This is a genomic window from Streptacidiphilus alkalitolerans, assembly GCF_042511045.1.
Lineage (GTDB): Bacteria > Actinomycetota > Actinomycetes > Streptomycetales > Streptomycetaceae > Streptacidiphilus > Streptacidiphilus alkalitolerans.
This window is the reverse complement of sequence record NZ_JBHEZX010000019.1, coordinates 1-16,668: the sequence shown is the minus strand read 5'-3', so window position 1 is coordinate 16,668 and position 16,668 is coordinate 1. Positions and strand designations below refer to the sequence as shown.

At 72.0% G+C, this 16,668-nt stretch carries 15 protein-coding genes, 1 tRNA gene and 1 pseudogene; 12 read left to right on the top strand and 5 right to left on the bottom strand.

Annotation, left to right across the window (positions count from 1 at the left end; all coding sequences use genetic code 11):
• The first annotated feature begins 8 nt into the window (after window positions 1-8).
• Complete coding sequence (locus tag ACEZDG_RS31460) at window positions 9-383, top strand: glyoxalase (RefSeq protein ID WP_380516254.1); 375 nt, start codon at window positions 9-11, stop codon at window positions 381-383.
• Window positions 384-413: 30 nt separating this feature from the next.
• On the opposite strand, the gene ACEZDG_RS31455 is transcribed toward ACEZDG_RS31460, so the two are convergent.
• A complete protein-coding gene (locus ACEZDG_RS31455; protein ID WP_380516251.1) occupies window positions 414-1,136 on the bottom strand; it encodes a TetR family transcriptional regulator in 723 nt (240 codons plus the stop codon).
• 7 nt (window positions 1,137-1,143) lie between these two features.
• Entirely contained in the window at window positions 1,144-2,127 is a 984-nt protein-coding gene (locus ACEZDG_RS31450) for an acyl-CoA desaturase (RefSeq protein WP_380516248.1), read from the bottom strand.
• Between the two features lie 210 nt (window positions 2,128-2,337).
• Between ACEZDG_RS31450 and ACEZDG_RS31445 the strand changes: the two genes are divergently transcribed.
• From ACEZDG_RS31445 to ACEZDG_RS31415, 7 genes are all read left to right on the top strand, one after another.
• A complete protein-coding gene (locus ACEZDG_RS31445; protein WP_380516245.1) occupies window positions 2,338-3,186 on the top strand; it encodes a hypothetical protein in 849 nt (282 codons plus the stop codon).
• A gap of 45 nt (window positions 3,187-3,231) precedes the next feature.
• Window positions 3,232-3,304, top strand: a tRNA-Gln gene (locus ACEZDG_RS31440).
• A 118-nt stretch (window positions 3,305-3,422) separates the two neighbouring features.
• Window positions 3,423-4,874 (top strand): bifunctional UDP-N-acetylglucosamine diphosphorylase/glucosamine-1-phosphate N-acetyltransferase GlmU, encoded by a 1,452-nt coding sequence (gene glmU / locus ACEZDG_RS31435; protein ID WP_380516242.1) that lies wholly within the window; start codon window positions 3,423-3,425, stop codon window positions 4,872-4,874.
• Window positions 4,875-5,092: 218 nt separating this feature from the next.
• Entirely contained in the window at window positions 5,093-6,070 is a 978-nt protein-coding gene (locus ACEZDG_RS31430) for a ribose-phosphate diphosphokinase (RefSeq protein WP_380516239.1), read from the top strand.
• Window positions 6,071-6,321: 251 nt separating this feature from the next.
• On the top strand, window positions 6,322-6,906 hold the full coding sequence (locus ACEZDG_RS31425) for a 50S ribosomal protein L25/general stress protein Ctc (RefSeq protein WP_380516236.1): 585 nt from the start codon (window positions 6,322-6,324) through the stop codon (window positions 6,904-6,906).
• Between the two features lie 105 nt (window positions 6,907-7,011).
• Window positions 7,012-7,590: an aminoacyl-tRNA hydrolase gene (gene pth, locus ACEZDG_RS31420; RefSeq protein ID WP_380516233.1), complete on the top strand. Its 579-nt coding sequence runs from the start codon at window positions 7,012-7,014 to the stop codon at window positions 7,588-7,590.
• 293 nt (window positions 7,591-7,883) lie between these two features.
• The gene (locus ACEZDG_RS31415) at window positions 7,884-8,558 is read left to right on the top strand and encodes an LAETG motif-containing sortase-dependent surface protein (protein WP_380516231.1); all 675 of its coding nucleotides are present in this window, start codon (window positions 7,884-7,886) and stop codon (window positions 8,556-8,558) included.
• Window positions 8,559-8,649: 91 nt separating this feature from the next.
• Here ACEZDG_RS31415 and ppc read toward each other — a convergent pair whose 3' ends face one another.
• Window positions 8,650-11,478: a phosphoenolpyruvate carboxylase gene (gene ppc / locus ACEZDG_RS31410; RefSeq protein ID WP_380516228.1), complete on the bottom strand. Its 2,829-nt coding sequence runs from the start codon at window positions 11,476-11,478 to the stop codon at window positions 8,650-8,652.
• Window positions 11,479-11,556: 78 nt separating this feature from the next.
• On the opposite strand from ppc, the gene ACEZDG_RS31405 reads away from it, so the two are divergent.
• Together ACEZDG_RS31405 and ACEZDG_RS31400 are read left to right on the top strand one after the other, a co-directional pair.
• Window positions 11,557-12,909, top strand: coding sequence for a sensor histidine kinase (locus ACEZDG_RS31405; RefSeq protein WP_380516225.1), 1,353 nt, complete (start codon window positions 11,557-11,559; stop codon window positions 12,907-12,909).
• A 69-nt stretch (window positions 12,910-12,978) separates the two neighbouring features.
• Window positions 12,979-13,350 carry a GntR family transcriptional regulator gene (locus ACEZDG_RS31400; RefSeq protein WP_380516222.1) on the top strand — a complete coding sequence of 124 codons (372 nt, stop codon included), beginning with the start codon at window positions 12,979-12,981 and terminating at the stop codon, window positions 13,348-13,350.
• Between the two features lie 21 nt (window positions 13,351-13,371).
• Here the strand turns inward: ACEZDG_RS31400 and ACEZDG_RS31395 are convergent, their stop codons facing one another.
• Both ACEZDG_RS31395 and ACEZDG_RS31390 read right to left on the bottom strand, forming a co-directional pair.
• Window positions 13,372-13,866, bottom strand: coding sequence for an SUKH-3 domain-containing protein (locus tag ACEZDG_RS31395; RefSeq protein WP_380516561.1), 495 nt, complete (start codon window positions 13,864-13,866; stop codon window positions 13,372-13,374).
• Window positions 13,867-13,871: 5 nt separating this feature from the next.
• On the bottom strand, window positions 13,872-14,285 hold the full coding sequence (locus ACEZDG_RS31390; protein WP_380516558.1) for a YwqJ-related putative deaminase: 414 nt from the start codon (window positions 14,283-14,285) through the stop codon (window positions 13,872-13,874).
• Window positions 14,286-14,630: 345 nt separating this feature from the next.
• On the opposite strand from ACEZDG_RS31390, the gene ACEZDG_RS31385 reads away from it, so the two are divergent.
• Together ACEZDG_RS31385 and ACEZDG_RS31380 are read left to right on the top strand one after the other, a co-directional pair.
• Window positions 14,631-15,671, top strand: coding sequence for an HNH endonuclease (locus ACEZDG_RS31385; protein ID WP_380516219.1), 1,041 nt, complete (start codon window positions 14,631-14,633; stop codon window positions 15,669-15,671).
• A gap of 8 nt (window positions 15,672-15,679) precedes the next feature.
• Window positions 15,680-16,668: pseudogene (locus tag ACEZDG_RS31380) on the top strand (SUKH-4 family immunity protein); the annotation flags it as partial.

The following is a 16,668-nucleotide window of genomic DNA, read 5'->3' as shown; positions in this document are numbered from 1 at the left end:
AGTTCCTGTTGATCGTCGCTCTCGACCACGTCCAGCTGGCCGCCCCGCCCGGCAGCGAGCCAAAGCTCCGGGCCTACTACGCCGATGTGCTGGGGATGACCGAGGTCCGCAAACCCCCGGTGCTCGCGCTGCGCGGCGGCTGCTGGTTCCAGATCGGCCCGGTGCAGCTGCACCTCGGCATCGAGGACCCGTTCACCCCGGCCAAAAAGGCCCACCCCGCGCTCCGGATCCAGGGCATCCACGCCTATGCCAAGCAGATCGCCGCCCTGGGCGCCCCGGTCAGCTGGGACTACGACCTCCCCGGCCACCACCGCTTCTTCTCCACCGACCCGGTCGGCAATCGGATCGAGTTCCTCGAACCGATTGCCACCCAGGCCGGCTAGCACCTGCCCGGCCGCCGCACCCGAACGGCCCTAGTTCTTGCGGCGGCCCACCAGCTGCGGGCGCCGCTCCATCCCCTCAAGACCGTGCCAGGCCAGATTGACCAGGTGGGCGACCACCTCGGCCTTCTTCGGCTTGCGCACATCCAGCCACCACTGGCCGGTCAACGCCACCATCCCGACCAGCATCTGCGCATACATCGGCGCCAGCTTGGCGTCATAACCGCGCGACTTGAACTCATGCCCGAGGATGTCCTCGACCTGCGTCGCGATGTCATTGATCAGCGACGCGAAGGTCCCGGTCGACTGGGCCACCGGCGAATCCCGGACCAGGATCCGGAAGCCGTCGGTCGAGGTCTCGATGTAGTCCAGCAGCGCGAACGCCGCCTCCTCGCACAACTCGCGCGGATGGCCACCGGTCAGCGACCCTGTGACCATGTCGAGCAGCAACTGCATCTCCCGGTCGACCACGACCGCGTACAGCCCCTCCTTGCCGCCGAAGTGCTCGTACACCACCGGCTTGGAGACCCCGGCCTTGGCCGCGATCTCCTCCACCGACGTCGCCTCGTAGCCGCGCTCGGCGAACAGGGCCCGGCCGACGTCGAGCAGCTGCTCCCGCCGCTGCTTCCCGCTCATCCTCACCCGTCCGGCCCTGGCCCCCGTCGCAGCCGGCTTCCGTGCCCGTCCGGGCCGGGCGACCCGCGCGGGCGCGGGTGGATCGCCCGCCCCGTCTGATCCACTGCTGCTTTCGTTCACGGGACCATCATGCCGCGCGCCGGGCGGCGATCCGCTCCGGGCTGGGCCAGCGGACGTCCTTCGCCCACCCGGCGAGCTCGAACCAGCGGATCAGCCGGGCCGAGGAGTCCACCTGTCCGCGCAGCACCCCGTGCCGCGCCGAGGTCGGCTCGGCGTGGTGCAGGTTGTGCCAGGACTCGCCGCAGGACAGCACCGCCAGCCAGGCCACGTTCCCGGAACGGTCACGCGACTTGAACGGGTGCTTGCCGACCGCGTGGCAGATCGAGTTGATCGACCAGGTGACGTGGTGCAGCAGCGCTACCCGGACCAGCGAGCCCCAGAAGAACGCCGTCAGCGCACCCTGCCAGGACCACGACCACAGGCCGCCGGCCAGCGGCGGAAGCAGGATCGAGACCAGGGTGAAGAAGGCGAACTGGCGCGAGATCCAGGTGATGTCCCGGTCCTTCAGCAGGTCGGGGGCGTAGGTCTGCTGCGGGGTCTGCTCCTCGTCGAAGAGCCAGCCCATGTGCGCCCACCACAGGCCCTTGAGCAGGGCCGGGACGGTCTCGCCGTAGCGCCAGGGGGAGTGCGGGTCGCCGTCCTTGTCGGAGAACTTGTGGTGCTTGCGGTGGTCCGCCACCCAGCGCACGATCGGGCCCTCAATGGCGAGGCTGCCGGCCACCGCCATCACGATCTTCAGTACCCGGGTGGCCTTGAACGAGCCGTGGGTGAAGAAGCGGTGGAACCCGACGGTGATCCCGTGGCAGGCGGTGAAGTACATCACCGTCATGATCACCACATCGTGCCAGCCGATGCCCCAGCCCCAGGCGAACGGTACGGCCGCGAGCACTGCCAGGAACGGCACCCCAATGAAGGACCCCAGGGCGAAGCGCTCGGCCGCCCCCTGCCGCTCGCCCCCGCGGGTGGCCAGCGGCGGCGGTGTGTCCGGGCGCCGCAGTACAGCCGTCGCCGCGGCGGAGGCGGCGGTCTCCTCAGTGGGCTCGATGCTCATACGTCTACCTCGGAAGGTGGGGTGAGGGAGTGATGCGGAAACGGAGCACTGTTCCTACGGTTCCGTAACCTACGGCATCGTAGGTTGAATGCCCCGCTCTGCACACCCCCAACCACCCCGGGCGCGTCGAGCATGGTCCAATTCCCTCGAACGTATGGTCCTTGGCCGTTTTCCCACGCCCGCCCGCACGGCGCGACCAGGGTCGATCCCATGGCCATGGACGAAGAGGCAGACCTGCGGGAGCGGGCGGTGGCCCTGCGGCGGGGCGGGATGAGCCGCCGCCAGATCAGGGACGAGCTCCGCATCTGGAACAACGGCACCCTCAACCGCCTGCTCGAGGGCGAGCCCCCGCCGGAGTGGACCAAGCGCCCCAACGCCAAGGACGACCTCCGCGCGAAGGCCCGGGAACTACGGACCGAGGGCCTGACCTACGACGAGATCCAGGAGCAGCTGGGCGTCTCGAAGAGTTCGGTGTCCCTCTGGGTGCGGGACCTGCCGCGACCGCCACGCAGGCGGTCGCCGCAGGAGCGGCGGGACCATATGCAGCGGATCTGCTGGGGGCCGCTGCGCGAGCGGCGTGACGGGGAGCGCAGGGCGGCCAAGCAGGCTGCGGCGTCCGAGATCGGCGAGCTCTCGGACCGCGAGCTCTTCGTCCTCGGTGTCGGGATCTACTGGTCCGAGGGGACGAAGGACAAGGAGTACGCCCGGCGGGAGTGCGTGACCCTGATCAATAGTGACGCGGGGCTGATCGCCGTCTACCTGGCCTGGCTCGACCTGCTGGCCGTGGACCGGTCGAGGCTGCGCTTCCGGGTGTCGATCCACGAATCGGCGGACGTCGACGCGGCTCAGCAGGCATGGGCCGAACTGGTCGGTCTGCCGGTCGAGTCGCTGCAGCGGGTGAATCTGAAGCAGCACAATCCGACCACGGCCCGGTACAACACGGGGGCGGACTACAAGGGCTGCCTGATCGTCAAGGTGTTGGACGGCGCCGACCTCTATCGACGAATCGAGGGCTGGTGGTCGGGATTGGTAGTGGAGGCGAAGCGTCGAAACCCGTAGGCTGTGGTGGTGCCATGGGGGAACAAGATTCCTCTTGACAAATAATCCGCTGTAGTGTAATTGGCAGCACGGCATCCTTTGGAGATGTTCGGTCTAGGTTCGAGTCCTAGCAGCGGAGCTTCGATTCTGATCGTTTTTGTGGCAGGGCTATTCTCGAACAGTCCGGGTACGCCTGTGCGGAACCCTTGGTGGCCCGGCGTTCCCTCATTTCCTGTGACGCCGAGGAGCCTCCCGCTGTGAGCTTCAATCCGCCGGCCGCTGTTGTCGTTCTCGCCGCTGGCGGGGGTACCCGCATGAAGTCGGCGGTGCTGCCGAAGGTGCTGCACCCGCTCTGCGGTCGCACCCTCGTCGGCCACGCCGCCGCCGCGGCCCGCGAACTGCACCCCGAGCACCTGGTCGTGGTCATCGGCCACATGCGGGAGAAGGTCGCCGCCCACCTCGCCGAGGTGGACCCGGAGGCCAGGACCGTGGTCCAGGAGCAGCAGAACGGAACCGGCCACGCGGTCAGGACCGCCCTGGAGGCCCTCGCCGCGGACGGGATCTCGCTGGACGGCACCGTGGTCGTCAGCACCGGCGACACCCCGCTGCTGACCGGCGCCACCCTGCGCCGCCTGGTCCAGGCGCACGCCGCCGACGGCAACGCCGCGACCGTGCTGACCGCCGAGGTGCCGGACGCGTCCGGCTACGGCCGGATCCTGCGCGGGCCGAGCCACGAGGTGCGGCGGATCGTGGAGCACAAGGACGCCACCGAGGCCCAGTTGCGGATCGCCGAGATCAACTCCGGGGTGTTCGCCTTCGACGGCAAGCTGCTGGGCGAGGCGCTGGCCCAGGTGCGCACGGACAACAGCCAGGGTGAGGAGTACCTCACCGATGTGCTCGGCATCCTCCGTGAGGAGGGCCACCGGGTGGGCGCGCTGGTGGCGGCGGACTTCCGCGACATCCTGGGCATCAACGACCGGGTGCAGCTGGCGCAGGCCCGGCGGATCATGAACGACCGGCTGGTCGAGGACGCGATGCGGGCCGGTGTGACCGTGGTGGACCCGGCGACCACCTGGCTGGACGTGCAGGTGACGTACGAGCAGGACGCGGTGATCCTGCCGAACACCCAGCTGCAGGGGGCGACCTCGATCGGCGAGGGCGCCGAGGTGGGTCCCAACTGCACGCTGCGGGACACCGCGGTGGGTGCGGGCGCGCATGTGAGCAACACCACAGCGACCGAGTCGGTGGTCGGCCCGGGGGCGACCGTGGGCCCGTACGCGTACCTCCGTCCGGGCACGGTGCTGGGGGCGAAGGGCAAGATCGGGACCTATGTCGAGACCAAGAACGCGGTCATCGGCGAGGGCAGCAAGGTGCCGCACCTGAGCTATGTGGGCGACGCCACAATCGGCGTCGGCAGCAACATCGGCGCGGCCTCGGTGTTCGTCAACTACGACGGTGTGCACAAGCACCACACCACGATCGGGGACCACTGCCGGACCGGTTCCGACAATATGTTCGTCGCTCCGGTGGTGGTCGGCGACGGTGCTTACACGGCGGCAGGATCCGTGATCTACAAGGACGTTCCGGCCGGCGCCCTCGGTGTCACCCGCCCGCAGCAGCGCAATGTGGAGGGCTGGGTGGAGCGCAAGCGCCCGGGTACGGCGGCGGCGCAGGCGGCGGTCGAGGCCCGCGCGCGGGGCGAGGAGTAAGCCCCCGCCGCGCGCCCGCGGGCGGCTGTCGGCTGCCCGGTGCGGCTGTTTCCGGCCGCCCCGGAGGCGACGGGAACTGTTCCCGGCGCGTAACCTGGGGGACATCCAGGCGCCGCGGACGCTCGTCCTCGTCGGCGCTCCAGCCAACCCCCCAGCAGCCGGGCCGCGTCACGCGGCAGGCGCAGCGCGCGTTCTTGACGCAATGAGGAGACGGTGCAGTGACCGGGATCAAAACGTCCGGTGAGAAGAACTTGATGCTCTTCTCCGGCCGCGCACACCCCGAGTTGGCCCGGGAGGTGGCGGAGCAACTGGGGGTGGACCTGGTTCCCACTAAGGCCCTGGACTTCGCCAACGGTGAGATCTATGTGCGCTACGAGGAGTCGGTGCGCGGCGCGGACGCGTTTGTGCTGCAGAGCCACACGGCGCCGATCAACCAGTGGATCATGGAGCAGCTGATCATGATCGACGCCCTGAAACGGGCCTCGGTCAAGAGCATCACTGTGATCATGCCCTTCTACGGCTACGCCCGGCAGGACAAGAAGCACCTCGGCCGGGAGCCGATCTCGGCCCGGCTGGTCGCCGACCTGCTGAAGCAGGCGGGCGCGCACCGGCTGATGTCGGTGGACCTGCACACCGCGCAGATCCAGGGCTTCTTCGACGGCCCGGTGGACCACCTGTTCGCGCTGCCGCTGCTGGCGGACTACGTGGGCGGCAAGGTCGACCGCGACCGGCTGACCATCGTGTCCCCGGACGCGGGCCGGGTGCGGGTGGCGGACCAGTGGTCCGACCGGCTCGGCGCCCCGCTGGCGATCATCCACAAGCGCCGCGACCCCAATGTCGCCAACAAGGTGCTGTCGGCCGATGTGGTCGGCGACGTCAGGGGCCGGGTCTGCGTACTGGTCGACGACATGATCGACACCGGTGGCACCATCTGCGCCGCCGCGGACGCGCTGTTCGAGCAGGGCGCGGCGGACGTGATCGTGGCCGCGACCCACGGGGTGCTGTCCGGCCCGGCCGCGGACCGGCTGAAGAACTCGCGGGCCAGCGAGTTCGTCTTCACCAACACCCTGCCGACGCCGGGTGAGCTGCAGATGGACAAGGTGACCACGCTGTCGATCGCCCCGCTGATCGCCCGCGCGATCCGCGAGGTCTTCGACGACGGTTCGGTGACCAGCCTGTTCGAGGGCGCTCACTAGCGTCCGTGTGATCGTTTGGGTCCCTCGCCGGGCTTCGGCTAGACTGCTGGAATTGCCCGGCGAGGGAGTCCCCACTCCGTGATCGACGCGCTGCTCCGCCATAGCTGGCTGGTCGTGCGAGATGCCGCCGGGCGACTCATCCCTGATTCTTCGGGTGAGGTTCTGCCGGTGGCTTTTTCTTTCGCAGAGGTCTTCTGCTCGGAGAGCCGTGCCGGACGGCGCCCGCCCCCCGTGTACCGAGGAGTGCCGTCATGGCCGCCGAGATCCGCCTTGAAGCCCAGCCCCGCAACGAGTTCGGCAAGGGTGCCGCCCGTCGCGCCCGCCGTGAGGGCCTGGTCCCCGCGGTGGTCTACGGCCACGGCACCACCCCGGTCCACGTCAACCTTCCGGGCCACGCCCTGATGCTGGCGCTGAAGACCCCCAACGCGCTGTTCACCCTGCCGATCGACGGCAAGGACGAGTTCGTGCTGCCGAAGGCCGTGCAGCGGGACGCGATCAAGCGCAACGTGAAGCACATCGACCTGCTGCTGGTGAAGCGCGGCGAGAAGGTCACCGTCGAGATCGTGATCAACACCGAGGGCGAGCTGGCCCCCGGCGGCAACCTGCTGGAGCACGTGCTCAACACCCTCCCGCTCGAGGCCGAGGCCACCAACCTCCCCGAGTCGGTCACCATCTCGGTCGAGGGCCTGTCGGCCGGCGACTCGGTCCTGGCCAAGGACATCACCCTGCCGAAGGGCTCGACCCTGGCCGTCGAGCCGGAGACCGTGGTGCTGCACGTCGTCGCCGCCCAGGTCGAGGCCGTCGCCGACGAGGACGAGGCCCCCGCGGAGGCCTGAGCCTCCCGGTTCCGTTCGCTCGGTCCGCTGCCCCGGTCCCTGTCCTGCGACAGGCCGGGGCAGCGGCATGTCCGTTGGCAGGCTGTCCGTTGAGAGGACCCAGCAGTGAGTGACGAGTACACCGGTCCGTGGCTCGTGGTGGGCCTGGGCAACCCCGGCCCCGAGTACGCGGGGAACCGCCACAACGTCGGTGCGATGGTGGTGGACCTGCTGGCCTCCCGGGTCGGCGCGAAGTTCAAGGCGCACAAGAGCCGCAACCAGGTGGTCGAGGGACGGCTGTCGGGGCAGCGGGTGGTGCTGGCGAAGCCCGCCTCGTACATGAATGTGTCCGGCGGGCCGGTGACCGCGCTGCGGGACTTCTACAAGGCCCCGGTGGAGCGGATCGTGGTGGTCCACGACGAGCTGGACATCGACTACGCCACGCTGCGGCTGAAGCTGGGCGGCGGCGACAACGGGCACAACGGGCTGAAGTCGCTGACGAAGTCGCTGGGTCCGGACTACCACCGGATCCGGGTGGGGGTGGGGCGTCCGCCGGGGCGGATGGAGGTCGCCGACTTCGTGCTCAAGGACTTCTCCTCGGCGGAGCGCAAGGAACTGGACTGGTTCGTGGACCGCGCGGCGGACGCGGTGGAGTCGCTGATCTCCGAGGGCCTGGAACGGGCGCAGTCGACCTACAACTCCTGACGGTGTGTATATGTCGACCTCGGCTATCGGATCGTTACGGATCGGCCTTCTGGGGCTTTTGGTCATGGATGGGGTCTTTGGTCCGGCGATGCTGGTGGGATTGGCATGCAATGCCGGTTTTCGAGCGAATTGACAACGGGGCCCGGTGAAATGACGATGTGTGATGCTCATGGGGGAGGCGTGCATGTCATTTGCCGCTCTTCCCGGCTTGGAGACTCGCGATGTCCCTGCGGGTCGTGCTGGTCATCCCCTGTGGCTCCAACCGCTCTGGTTCTGTCCAGTTAGGGGAAGAAGTGTCCATATCCCGTCGCACCCGCACCACGGTGCGCACTCTCGGCGTCGCCTCCGCCGCAGCCGCGCTCTCGCTCGGCGTCGCAGGCAACGCGTTCGCGTGCAACATCGGTGAGCTCAGCTGGGTTGCAAGCTGCGATTCCGACAGCGGCACTGCCACGATCGTCGTGACCGACACCGACGGTTCGGTGGGTTCGCTGAAGCTGGTCGACAAGGCCGACGCGACCGCCGACCAGACCAAGGACCTGCCCGGCGCGAAGTACGGCGTCGACCAGGTGGTCACCTTCACCGGTGTCCCGTGGAAGGACCTGAGCAGCGTCACCATTCTGGTGACCGTGCCCAACTACCTGACCAACCAGCCGATCACCAAGACCTCGATCACTGGTGAGAACTGCACCAAGCCGACGCAGTCGCCCACGCCCACGCCGACGCCGTCCGCGACCACCACCAAGCCGACGCCGACGCCGTCCGCGACCACCACCACGGCCGCGCCGTCGCCCAGCACCAGCAGCACCGTGGACGCGACCGCGTCCCCCTCGCCGACCGGCCCGGTGCTGGCCACGACCGGTGGCGGCAGTGACACCGGTCTGATCGCCGGCCTGGCCGGCGCGTTCGTCGTTGTCGGTGCCGGCGCGGTGTTCGCGCTGCGTCGCCGCTCCGCGGGCACGCACAACTAAGCAGGACCCGCAGGACCCGCACCACGTACGACTGAGGCCCGCTCCGGAAAGCTTCCGGAGCGGGCCTCAGTCGTGTGCGGCAGACCAGGCGTCAGCCGGTGTTGCGCAGGCCGGCCGCGATGCCGTTGACGGTCAGCAGCAGCGCGCGGGAGCGCAGCGGGTCCTCCGGCAGCCCCGCGGCGGCGTCCTCCCGCTGGCGGCGCAGCAGGGCCACCTGGAGGTAGGAGATCGGGTCGAGGTAGGCGTCGCGGATGGTGAAGGTCTGCTTCAACACCGGTGTGTGGTCCAGCAGTTCGTTCTCACCGGTGATCCGCAGCACCTCCTTGAGGGTCAGCGCGTGCTCGGCCTCGATCAGGTCGAAGACGTGCTTGAGCTCGGCCGGGACCAGCTGGTCCACGTAGTGGCGGGCGATCCGCAGGTCGGTCTTGGCCAGCGTCATGGCGACGTTGGACAGGAAGTTGCGGAAGAAGTGCCACTCGTTCTGCATCTCGTCCAGGATGTCGCCGAGCCCGGCGTCCCTCGCGGCGGCGAGGCCGGAGCCGACGCCGTACCAGCCGGGGACGATCTGCCGGGACTGGGTCCAGCCGAACACCCAGGGGATGGCCCGCAGGCCGTCCAGGCCCGCGCCGCTGTCCGGGCGGCGGCTGGGGCGGGAGCCGAGGTGCAGCGAGGCGAGCTGGTCGACCGGGGTGGCGGCGAAGAAGTACGCCGGCAGGTCCGGGTCCTCGACCAGGCGGCGGTAGGCGGTGTGGGCGCCGTCGGAGACGGTGTCCATGGTGGCGTCCCAGCGGGCCAGCGCCTCCTCGGACTGCCGGGGCGCGGTGTGCAGCGCGCTGGCCTCCAGCGTGGCGGAGACGGTGAGCTCCAGGTTCTCCCGGGCGAGCGCCGGGATCAGGTACTTGTCGGAGATCACCTCGCCCTGCTCGGTGACCTTGATCTCGCCCTCCAGCGTCCCGTAGGGCTGGGCCAGGATCGCCTCGTGCGAGGGGCCGCCGCCGCGGCCGACGGTGCCGCCGCGGCCGTGGAACAGCCGCAGCCGGATGCCGTAGCGGTGGGCCACGTCGCGGAGCCGGCGCTGGGCCCGGTGGATCTCCCACTGCGAGGTGGTGATGCCGCCGAACTTGGAGGAGTCGGAGTAGCCGAGCATGACCTCCTGGATGTCCCCGCGCAGCGAGACCAGCAGCCGGTAGGAGGGGTCGCGCAGCATCTCGTCGAGGATGGTGTCGGCGGCGCGCAGCTCGTCGGTGGTCTCCAGCAGCGGGACGATGCCGACCTTGGCGATGCCGGCGTGCAGGTCGATCAGGCCGGCCTCGCGGGCCAGCACCGCGGCGGCGAAGACGTCGTCGGCGCCCTGGCACATGGAGATGATGTAGCTCTCCACGATCTCGTCGCCGAAGCGCTCGAAGCTGTCGCGGACGGTCTCGAACACGCCCAGGGTCTTCGCCCCGGCCGCGTCCAGCGGGGCCGGCGTGGGGGCCAGCGGGCGGCGGGACTTGAGCTCCTTGGCGAGCAGCCGCTGCCGGTACTCGCGCGGCATGTCGGTGTAGCGCCAGGCCTCCTCGCCGAGCCGGTCGAACAGCTGGCCGAGGGCGTGGTGGTGGGCGTCGGCGTGCTCGCGGACGTCCATGGTGGCGAGCTGCAGGCCGAAGGCGGAGACGGTGCGGATCGCCCGGGAGAGCCGGCCGTCGGCGATCAGCTCGCCGCGGTGCGCCCGCAGCGAGTCCTGGATCACCTGGAGGTCGGCCAGCAGCGGGGCGGTGCCGAGGTAGTCGCGGCCCTCGACGTGCGGGGTGCTGTTGGCGAGCCGCTCGCGGGTGTTGACCAGCTTCTGCCGGATGCAGGTGGCCTTGAGCCGGTACGGCTCCTCGGCGTTCATCCGCTTGTAGCGGGGGCTGATCTCGGGCAGCGCGGCGAGGTCGGCCTCCAGCGAGCCGAGCAGCTCGTCGGTGGCGCCGGACAGCCGGACCGAGGAGGAGAGCTGGTCCCGCAGCTCGTTGACGACCTCGAGCGCGTCCTTGATGCCGTACTCGTGCTGCAGCAGCAGCACGTCCAGGGTGACCGCGGGGGTGACGTTGGGGTTGCCGTCCCGGTCGCCGCCGATCCAGGTGCCGAAGCTGAGCGGGCGGACGCCGTCCGGGATGCTGATGCCGACCCGGGCCAGCTCCTCGTTCAGCTCCTCCAGCACGTCGGGGACGGCGCGCTTGTAGAGCTCGTCCAGGTAGTAGACGGCGTTGCGGGCCTCGTCCGAGGGCTCGGGGCGGGCGATCCGCAGTTCGTCGGTCTGCCAGAGCAGGTCGATCACCTCGGCGAGCCTGCGGTCGGCCTGACGCCGTCCGCTGGGCCGGGTCGGGGTGTCGGTCTGCTCCAGCAGCTCGGCGATCCGGCGCAGCTTGGTGAGCACGCTGCGGCGGGCGGCCTCGGTCGGGTGCGCGGTGAACACCGGGCGCACGGCGAGGTGCGCGAGCGCGTCGCTGACCTGCTGCGGGTCGGCCTCGGCGAGCTTGTCGGCGGTGCGGGAGAGCAGCGAGCCCTCCTCGGCGCGGTGCACGCCGAGCTCCCGGCCGCGGTGCACCTGCTCGGTGACGTTGGCCAGGTGGAAGTAGGTGGAGAAGGCCCGGACCAGCTTGGCTGCGGTCTCCAGGTCGGTCTCCTCCAGCAGCGCGGACGCGGCGGCGCCGTCGCTGCGGGTGAGCGCGCGGACCTCTTCGACGAGGTCGAGCAGTTCCTGGCCCTCCTGCCGGACCAGGGTCTCGCCGAGGAGTTCGCCGAGGCGGCGGATGTCGGCGCGAAGAGCGGAGTTGTCCGGCTCGGCCGGGGTGGTGGCCGGGGTGGTGGCCTCGCGTGCGTCGCTCACGCTGGTGCTCCCTGTTGCAGGTGGGTGGGCGGGCTCCCGGACGGCGCTGTCCGACCCGACCAGCATAGGTGTGCGGGTGTCGCCGGCACTGGCTGCGGTCGAATGCCGGACACCTGGGCGGGGTCGGCGACATAGGCTGACCCCATGAGCGCGGCAACGCCCGGGGTGGGCGCGGAAGGCACAGCGAGGCCGTGGGCCCGGCTGTGGACGGGGTTCCGGACGGGGGTCTGGGCGCGGCGACGCAGCATGTGGTTCGACCTGGGGGTGACCGCCCTCGCGGTGGTCGAGTGCATGACCAGCGCCGCCTCGTTCGCGAGCAAGCAGGGGGTGGGCCTGACCGGCACGGTGCTGCTCGGGGCGTTCGGGATGCTGGCGGCCTCGACGCTGGTGGTCCGCCGGCGCTGGCCGCTGGTGCCGGTGGCGGCGGCGCTGCTGACGATCCCGCTGCAGGCCGGGTACCTGCTGCTGATGGTGGGCCTCTACACGCTGGGCGCGTACCGGCCGGAGGGGATGGCCCGGCGGTTCGCCGACCGGCGGCCGATGTCGCTGCTGTGCGCCTGGGCGATCCTGGAGACCACGGTGGTCTCGGCGCTCACCGTCGGCACCCAGCAGGCGGACGCGGTGCGCCGGGGCGTCCCGATCTACGCGCTGGTCATCATCTCGGTGCTGGCGGCGGTGGGCATCACCGTCGCGCCGACCATGCTCGGCCTCTACATCGGCGCCAGGCGGCGGCTCTGGGAGACCCTGTCCGAGCGCGCCGAGGGCCTGGAGACCGAACTGGCGCTGCTGGCCGAGCAGGCCACCGAGCGGGCCCGCCGGGCCCGGATGGAGGAGCGCACCCGGATCGCCAGGGAGATGCACGACGTGGTGGCGCACCGGGTGAGCCTGCTGGTGGTGCACGCCGGCGCGCTGGAGCGGGTGGTGCACAAGGACGCGCAGCGGGCGGCGGAGAGCGCCAAGCTGATGGGCGACATCGGCCGGCAGGCGCTGGACGAGCTGCGGCAGATCCTGGGGGTGCTGCGCACGGTGGAGACCGACGCGGTCAGCGGGGAGGTCGCGGCGGCGGTGCTCGCCGTCCCCTCCTCGGACGGTCCCGGCCTCGCGGACGTGCCGCGGCTGGTGGACGAGTCCCGGGCGGCCGGGCTGCGGGTCCGGCTCACCGTCGGCGGCGCGCGGCGGGCGCTCAGCGCCGAGACCGAGCGGACCGCCTACCGGGTGGTGCAGGAGGCGCTGACCAATGTGCTGAAGCACGCGGCCGGGGCCGAGGCGGAGGTCGTGGTCGCGTACGTGCCTGGCGGGGTGGCGCTGGTGGTCTCCAACAACTGCCCGGTGGTGGGCGGCGGCGAGGGCGGCCGGGAGCTGCCCAGCGGCGGGAACGGCCTGGTCGGGATGCGCGAGCGGGTGACCGCGCTGGGCGGCAGTTTCACCGCGGGCGAGACCGAGGCCGGCGGCTTCCGGGTGGAGGCCAGGATGACGGTGGCGGCGGCCCCGAGGTAGCGCCCCCGGTACTACCGTTGGCGTCGTCACCAGCCACCGACACCAGCCACCGACGACGGAGACCGCATCGTGCTGATCGCCCTCGACCCCGACTCAACCGTTCCACCGTTCGAGCAGGTCAGAGCGCAGATCGCGGAGTTGGCGCGGACCGGTGCGGCCCCGGTCGGGACCAAGCTGCCGACGGTGCGCGGGCTCGCCGAGCAGCTGGGCCTGGCGGCGAACACCGTCGCCAAGGCGTACCGGGAGCTGGAGGCCGCCGGGGTGGTGCAGACCCGGGGCCGGCACGGCACGGTGGTCGCTTCCTCCGGCGACGCCTCCCGCGGCGCCGCCGCCCGGGCCGCGGCGGCCTACGCGGCGCGGGTGCACGGTCTGGGCATCCCGGCGGCGGAGGCCCGCGCGGTGGCGGAGGCGGCGCTGCGGAGCGCCTACGGCGAGGACTGACCGGCTACGAGGACCGGCCGGCTACATGGTGTCGGCGACGAAGCGCAGCCGCTCCGGCGTCGTGCCCAGGACCAGGGTGCTCAGCGCCTGGTCCACGGTCTGGCCGAGGAACCACTCGCCGCTGTGGTCCAGGCTGTGCACCCGGCCCAGGGCGTCGATGGCGAGCAGCGCCTGGCCGTCCCGCTCCTCGCCCAGCGGCGCCAGCGGGACCTCCAGGCAGCGGCCCAGGTCGGCCAGGGTGCGCGGCTGGTGCAGCCCGGCCAGCGGGTCGATCACAAAGGCGGTACGGGCCTGCTGGCGGCCCGCGCCCTCCAGGCCGACGGTGAGCCCGCCGTACTCGGCCCAGGCCTCCACGGCCGCCGGGAACAGCGCGTGCCGGTACCCCTCGGGAGAGGTGTAGCCGGCCAGGGTGTCGGCCCAGCGCTCGGCCTGCGGCAGCATCCTGCGGCCGGGGAACCAGCCGGCCTTGGTCAGCACCGAGGCGACCTCGGCGGCGAATCTGGCGTCGGGGGGCATGGTGCTCACGTCCCCTTCGCGGGTGACGGCGCGAGCGCCACGACCTGGACGCCGAAGTGCGCGAGCAGCGGCACGCAGGAGCGGCACGGCGGCTGGTGGGTGCCGTGCGCCGGGTCGCCCTCCTCGCGGATCCGCACCGTGGTCAGCCGGGCGCCGCGCAGCGACTTCCTGGCGTCGCCCTCGGTGAAGGGCCGGCGGGCGGCCCGGCGGCTGCGCTCGCCCTCGGCGGTGTCGAAGTACTGCGACAGCAGCACCGCCTCCGGGCAGCGCCCGGTGAAGCGCTCGCGCTGCTCCAGCGGCAGGCCGTCCAGGAACGAGGACACCAGCGGGTGCAGCTCGGGTGCGCGGTCGGCCTTCTCCCCGGCGCAGGTGTGGGTCTCGCCGCCGCGCAGCGACAGCGCGGCGGCCACGATCGGCATCAGGCTGTCGCGCCGCTCCCGCAGCAGCGGCGCGGCGGTGGCAACGGTCGCCGGGCGGCGGCCATCGGTGATGTGGTCCACGTACGGTCGTTCCTTCCCTGTTCTCGCGCACGGCGGACAGGGCACTTGCCGCGCGGCAGCCCCCGTTGGCGGGCCCCGGCCCACCGCTGCTGCAGGGCTCAGCCTGCCAAATGCCCACAGGTCGGGGGAAGTCGGGGGGTCATTGAGGCACTGTAACTCCACATGTTCGAATCAGCGGCGAGCAGTGCGGACGCTGGAGATCCGCCGGGCCCCGGCACCCCCTAGGCTGGGGGAGGCATTCAGTTCCAGCAGGGGGCAATCTTCATGACGACAGGTCGGCCCAACGCCGCCTATGCCGGGCAGGTCGTGCACTTCCCCGATCCGCTGCGATCCGAGAAGTACCCCGCAGGGGTGCGGATCGACGGGCAGGGGCACCCTGACTTCGGCCCCTACGTCCGTGCCGCGGCCGAGGTCGCCGACCCGCCGGACGGCTTCGGCGTGGACGAACTGCGGCTCACCGACTACGTGTCGGCGAACGCGGCGCTCTACGCCGCGGGCCACGAGCTGTGGGCGGACGTGGACAGTGCCGTGTCCACCCCGCGCGGCTGGACCTGGCACCACGCGGTCGGCGGCGCCCGCCCCGGGCACCGGCGGATGGAGCTGGTCCCGGTGGAGGTCAAGGCGCTGCTCCGGCACCACGCCGGGCTCGCCTCGTCCGGCGCGGACCACGGCAAGCGCGGCACCCGGCCGCTGCAGGAGCGCCGCCCGGTGCACTTCCCGCTCGGCGAGGGCCCGCTCGCGGAGGGTGCCCCCGGCGAGGGCGACGACGCCCCCGAGAAGCCGGACACCGCGCGGGCCGGCACCAGCGAGCAGCGGGTGCAGGCCGCCGAGGAGGGCCTCGGCTACGGTCTGCCCGGCCCGTACCGGACCTTCCTCAAGGCGGCCGGCGGGCGTGCGCCGCACGGCGTCGCGCTGGACACCGAGCTGGGCATCCTGGTCGACCAGCCGTTCCTGACGCTGCGTGAGGAACGCACCCTGGACGACCTGGTCTATGTGAACAAGTGCCTGCGGGACCACCTGACCAAGGACTACCTGGGCGTCGGCTACGCCCAGGGCGGCCTGATCGTGCTGAAGACCAAGGGCGGCGCGGTCGGCACGGTCTGGTTCCTCCCGTACGACGACGCCAGGGACACCGGCGCGGCCGGGGTGCCGCCGCAGCAGCGCTGCGAGCAGCTGCTGCTGCCCTGCGGCGAGGACTTCGACGCCTTCCTGCTGCGGCTCGCGGGCAGCCCGCCCGAGCTGCAGACGGTGGCCGAGCTGATGGTGGACGGCGGCTTCGCCCGCGCGGTCCCGGTGGAGGGGTGAGCGGGCCCGTGGTGACGTACGCGGAGGCGCAGCAGCGCGCCGAGGAGTGGATCAACGAGGGTGTGGCCTCGTACCAGCGCCGCGAGGTGCGGGTGCGGGAGTTCGACCTGGGCTTCGTGGCCTGGGCGGTGGACCGCGCGGACGGCCCGTCCTCGGACGGCGGCGCGGTGCGGCTGGTGATCGCCCGCGACAGCGGGGCGACCTCGCTCTGGCCGGCCCTGCCGATCAACGACGTGGTGCGCCACTACGAGGAGGCGTACGGCCGCCCGGTCGGCGCGACCCCGACCGGTACCCCGTCGGCGTCCGGCCGCGACCTGGCCGAGGCGACCTCGTTCCTGCTCAGCCCGCCGCAGTGGCTGGAGGAGCCGGCGGCCGGGGCCGCCGCGGGCGTCCAGGCCCCGAGCCACGGGCCCGGCCCGGTGCCGGTCGGCGCGGGTGCGCGGCCCGGGACCGGGCCCGGGCCGGAGACGCCGCCGTCGCTGATGGTGGCGCCGCCGGTGTCCGAGGGCCCGCCGGGAGAGGTGCCCACGATGCTGTCGCCGCCGCCGGACTGGGCCGGCGCTGCCCCCCGGCAGCGCCCGGCCGCCCAGCCGGGCAGCTCCTACGCCGCCCCGCAGCCGCCGCCCCCGCCCGGCCCGCAGTACGGGGCAGGACCCGGCACCCCGCCGCCCCCGCCGCCGGACTGGGCCGGAGGCCCGTCCCAGCAGCGCCCGCCGCAGCCGGGCGGTCCCGGCCTGCCCCCGCCCCCTCCGCCGGGGCTGGCGGGCGGTGCCGGTGCGCCCGTACCGCAGGCCCCGCCCGGGGTCGCCCCCGGCCGTCCCGGGGTGCCGCCGCCGGCCGCCGGTGCGGACTCGCTGGACTACGCGCCGACGATGCTGTCCAGGCCCGCCCGCCCGGCCGGCCCTGCGCCGGTGCCGCAGAGCCCGGCCCCCTCGGCGTCCGGCCCGGCCGGCGGCCCGCCGCCGCCCCCGCCGCCCGGCCTGCTCGGGGGAGCGGG

Bases quoted from the DNA above. Each gene is read 5' to 3' on its own strand.
- ACEZDG_RS31450 (WP_380516248.1), bottom strand. From the start codon at position 2,127: ATGAGCATCGAGCCCACTGAGGAGACCGCCGCCTCCGCCGCGGCGACG.
- ACEZDG_RS31445 (WP_380516245.1), top strand. From the start codon at position 2,338: ATGGCCATGGACGAAGAGGCAGACCTGCGGGAGCGGGCGGTGGCCCTG.
- ACEZDG_RS31425 (WP_380516236.1), top strand. From the start codon at position 6,322: ATGGCCGCCGAGATCCGCCTTGAAGCCCAGCCCCGCAACGAGTTCGGC.
- ppc (WP_380516228.1), bottom strand. From the start codon at position 11,478: ATGCTGGTCGGGTCGGACAGCGCCGTCCGGGAGCCCGCCCACCCACCT.
- ACEZDG_RS31405 (WP_380516225.1), top strand. From the start codon at position 11,557: ATGAGCGCGGCAACGCCCGGGGTGGGCGCGGAAGGCACAGCGAGGCCG.
- ACEZDG_RS31395 (WP_380516561.1), bottom strand. From the start codon at position 13,866: ATGCCCCCCGACGCCAGATTCGCCGCCGAGGTCGCCTCGGTGCTGACC.
- ACEZDG_RS31390 (WP_380516558.1), bottom strand. From the start codon at position 14,285: ATGCCGATCGTGGCCGCCGCGCTGTCGCTGCGCGGCGGCGAGACCCAC.
- ACEZDG_RS31385 (WP_380516219.1), top strand. From the start codon at position 14,631: ATGACGACAGGTCGGCCCAACGCCGCCTATGCCGGGCAGGTCGTGCAC.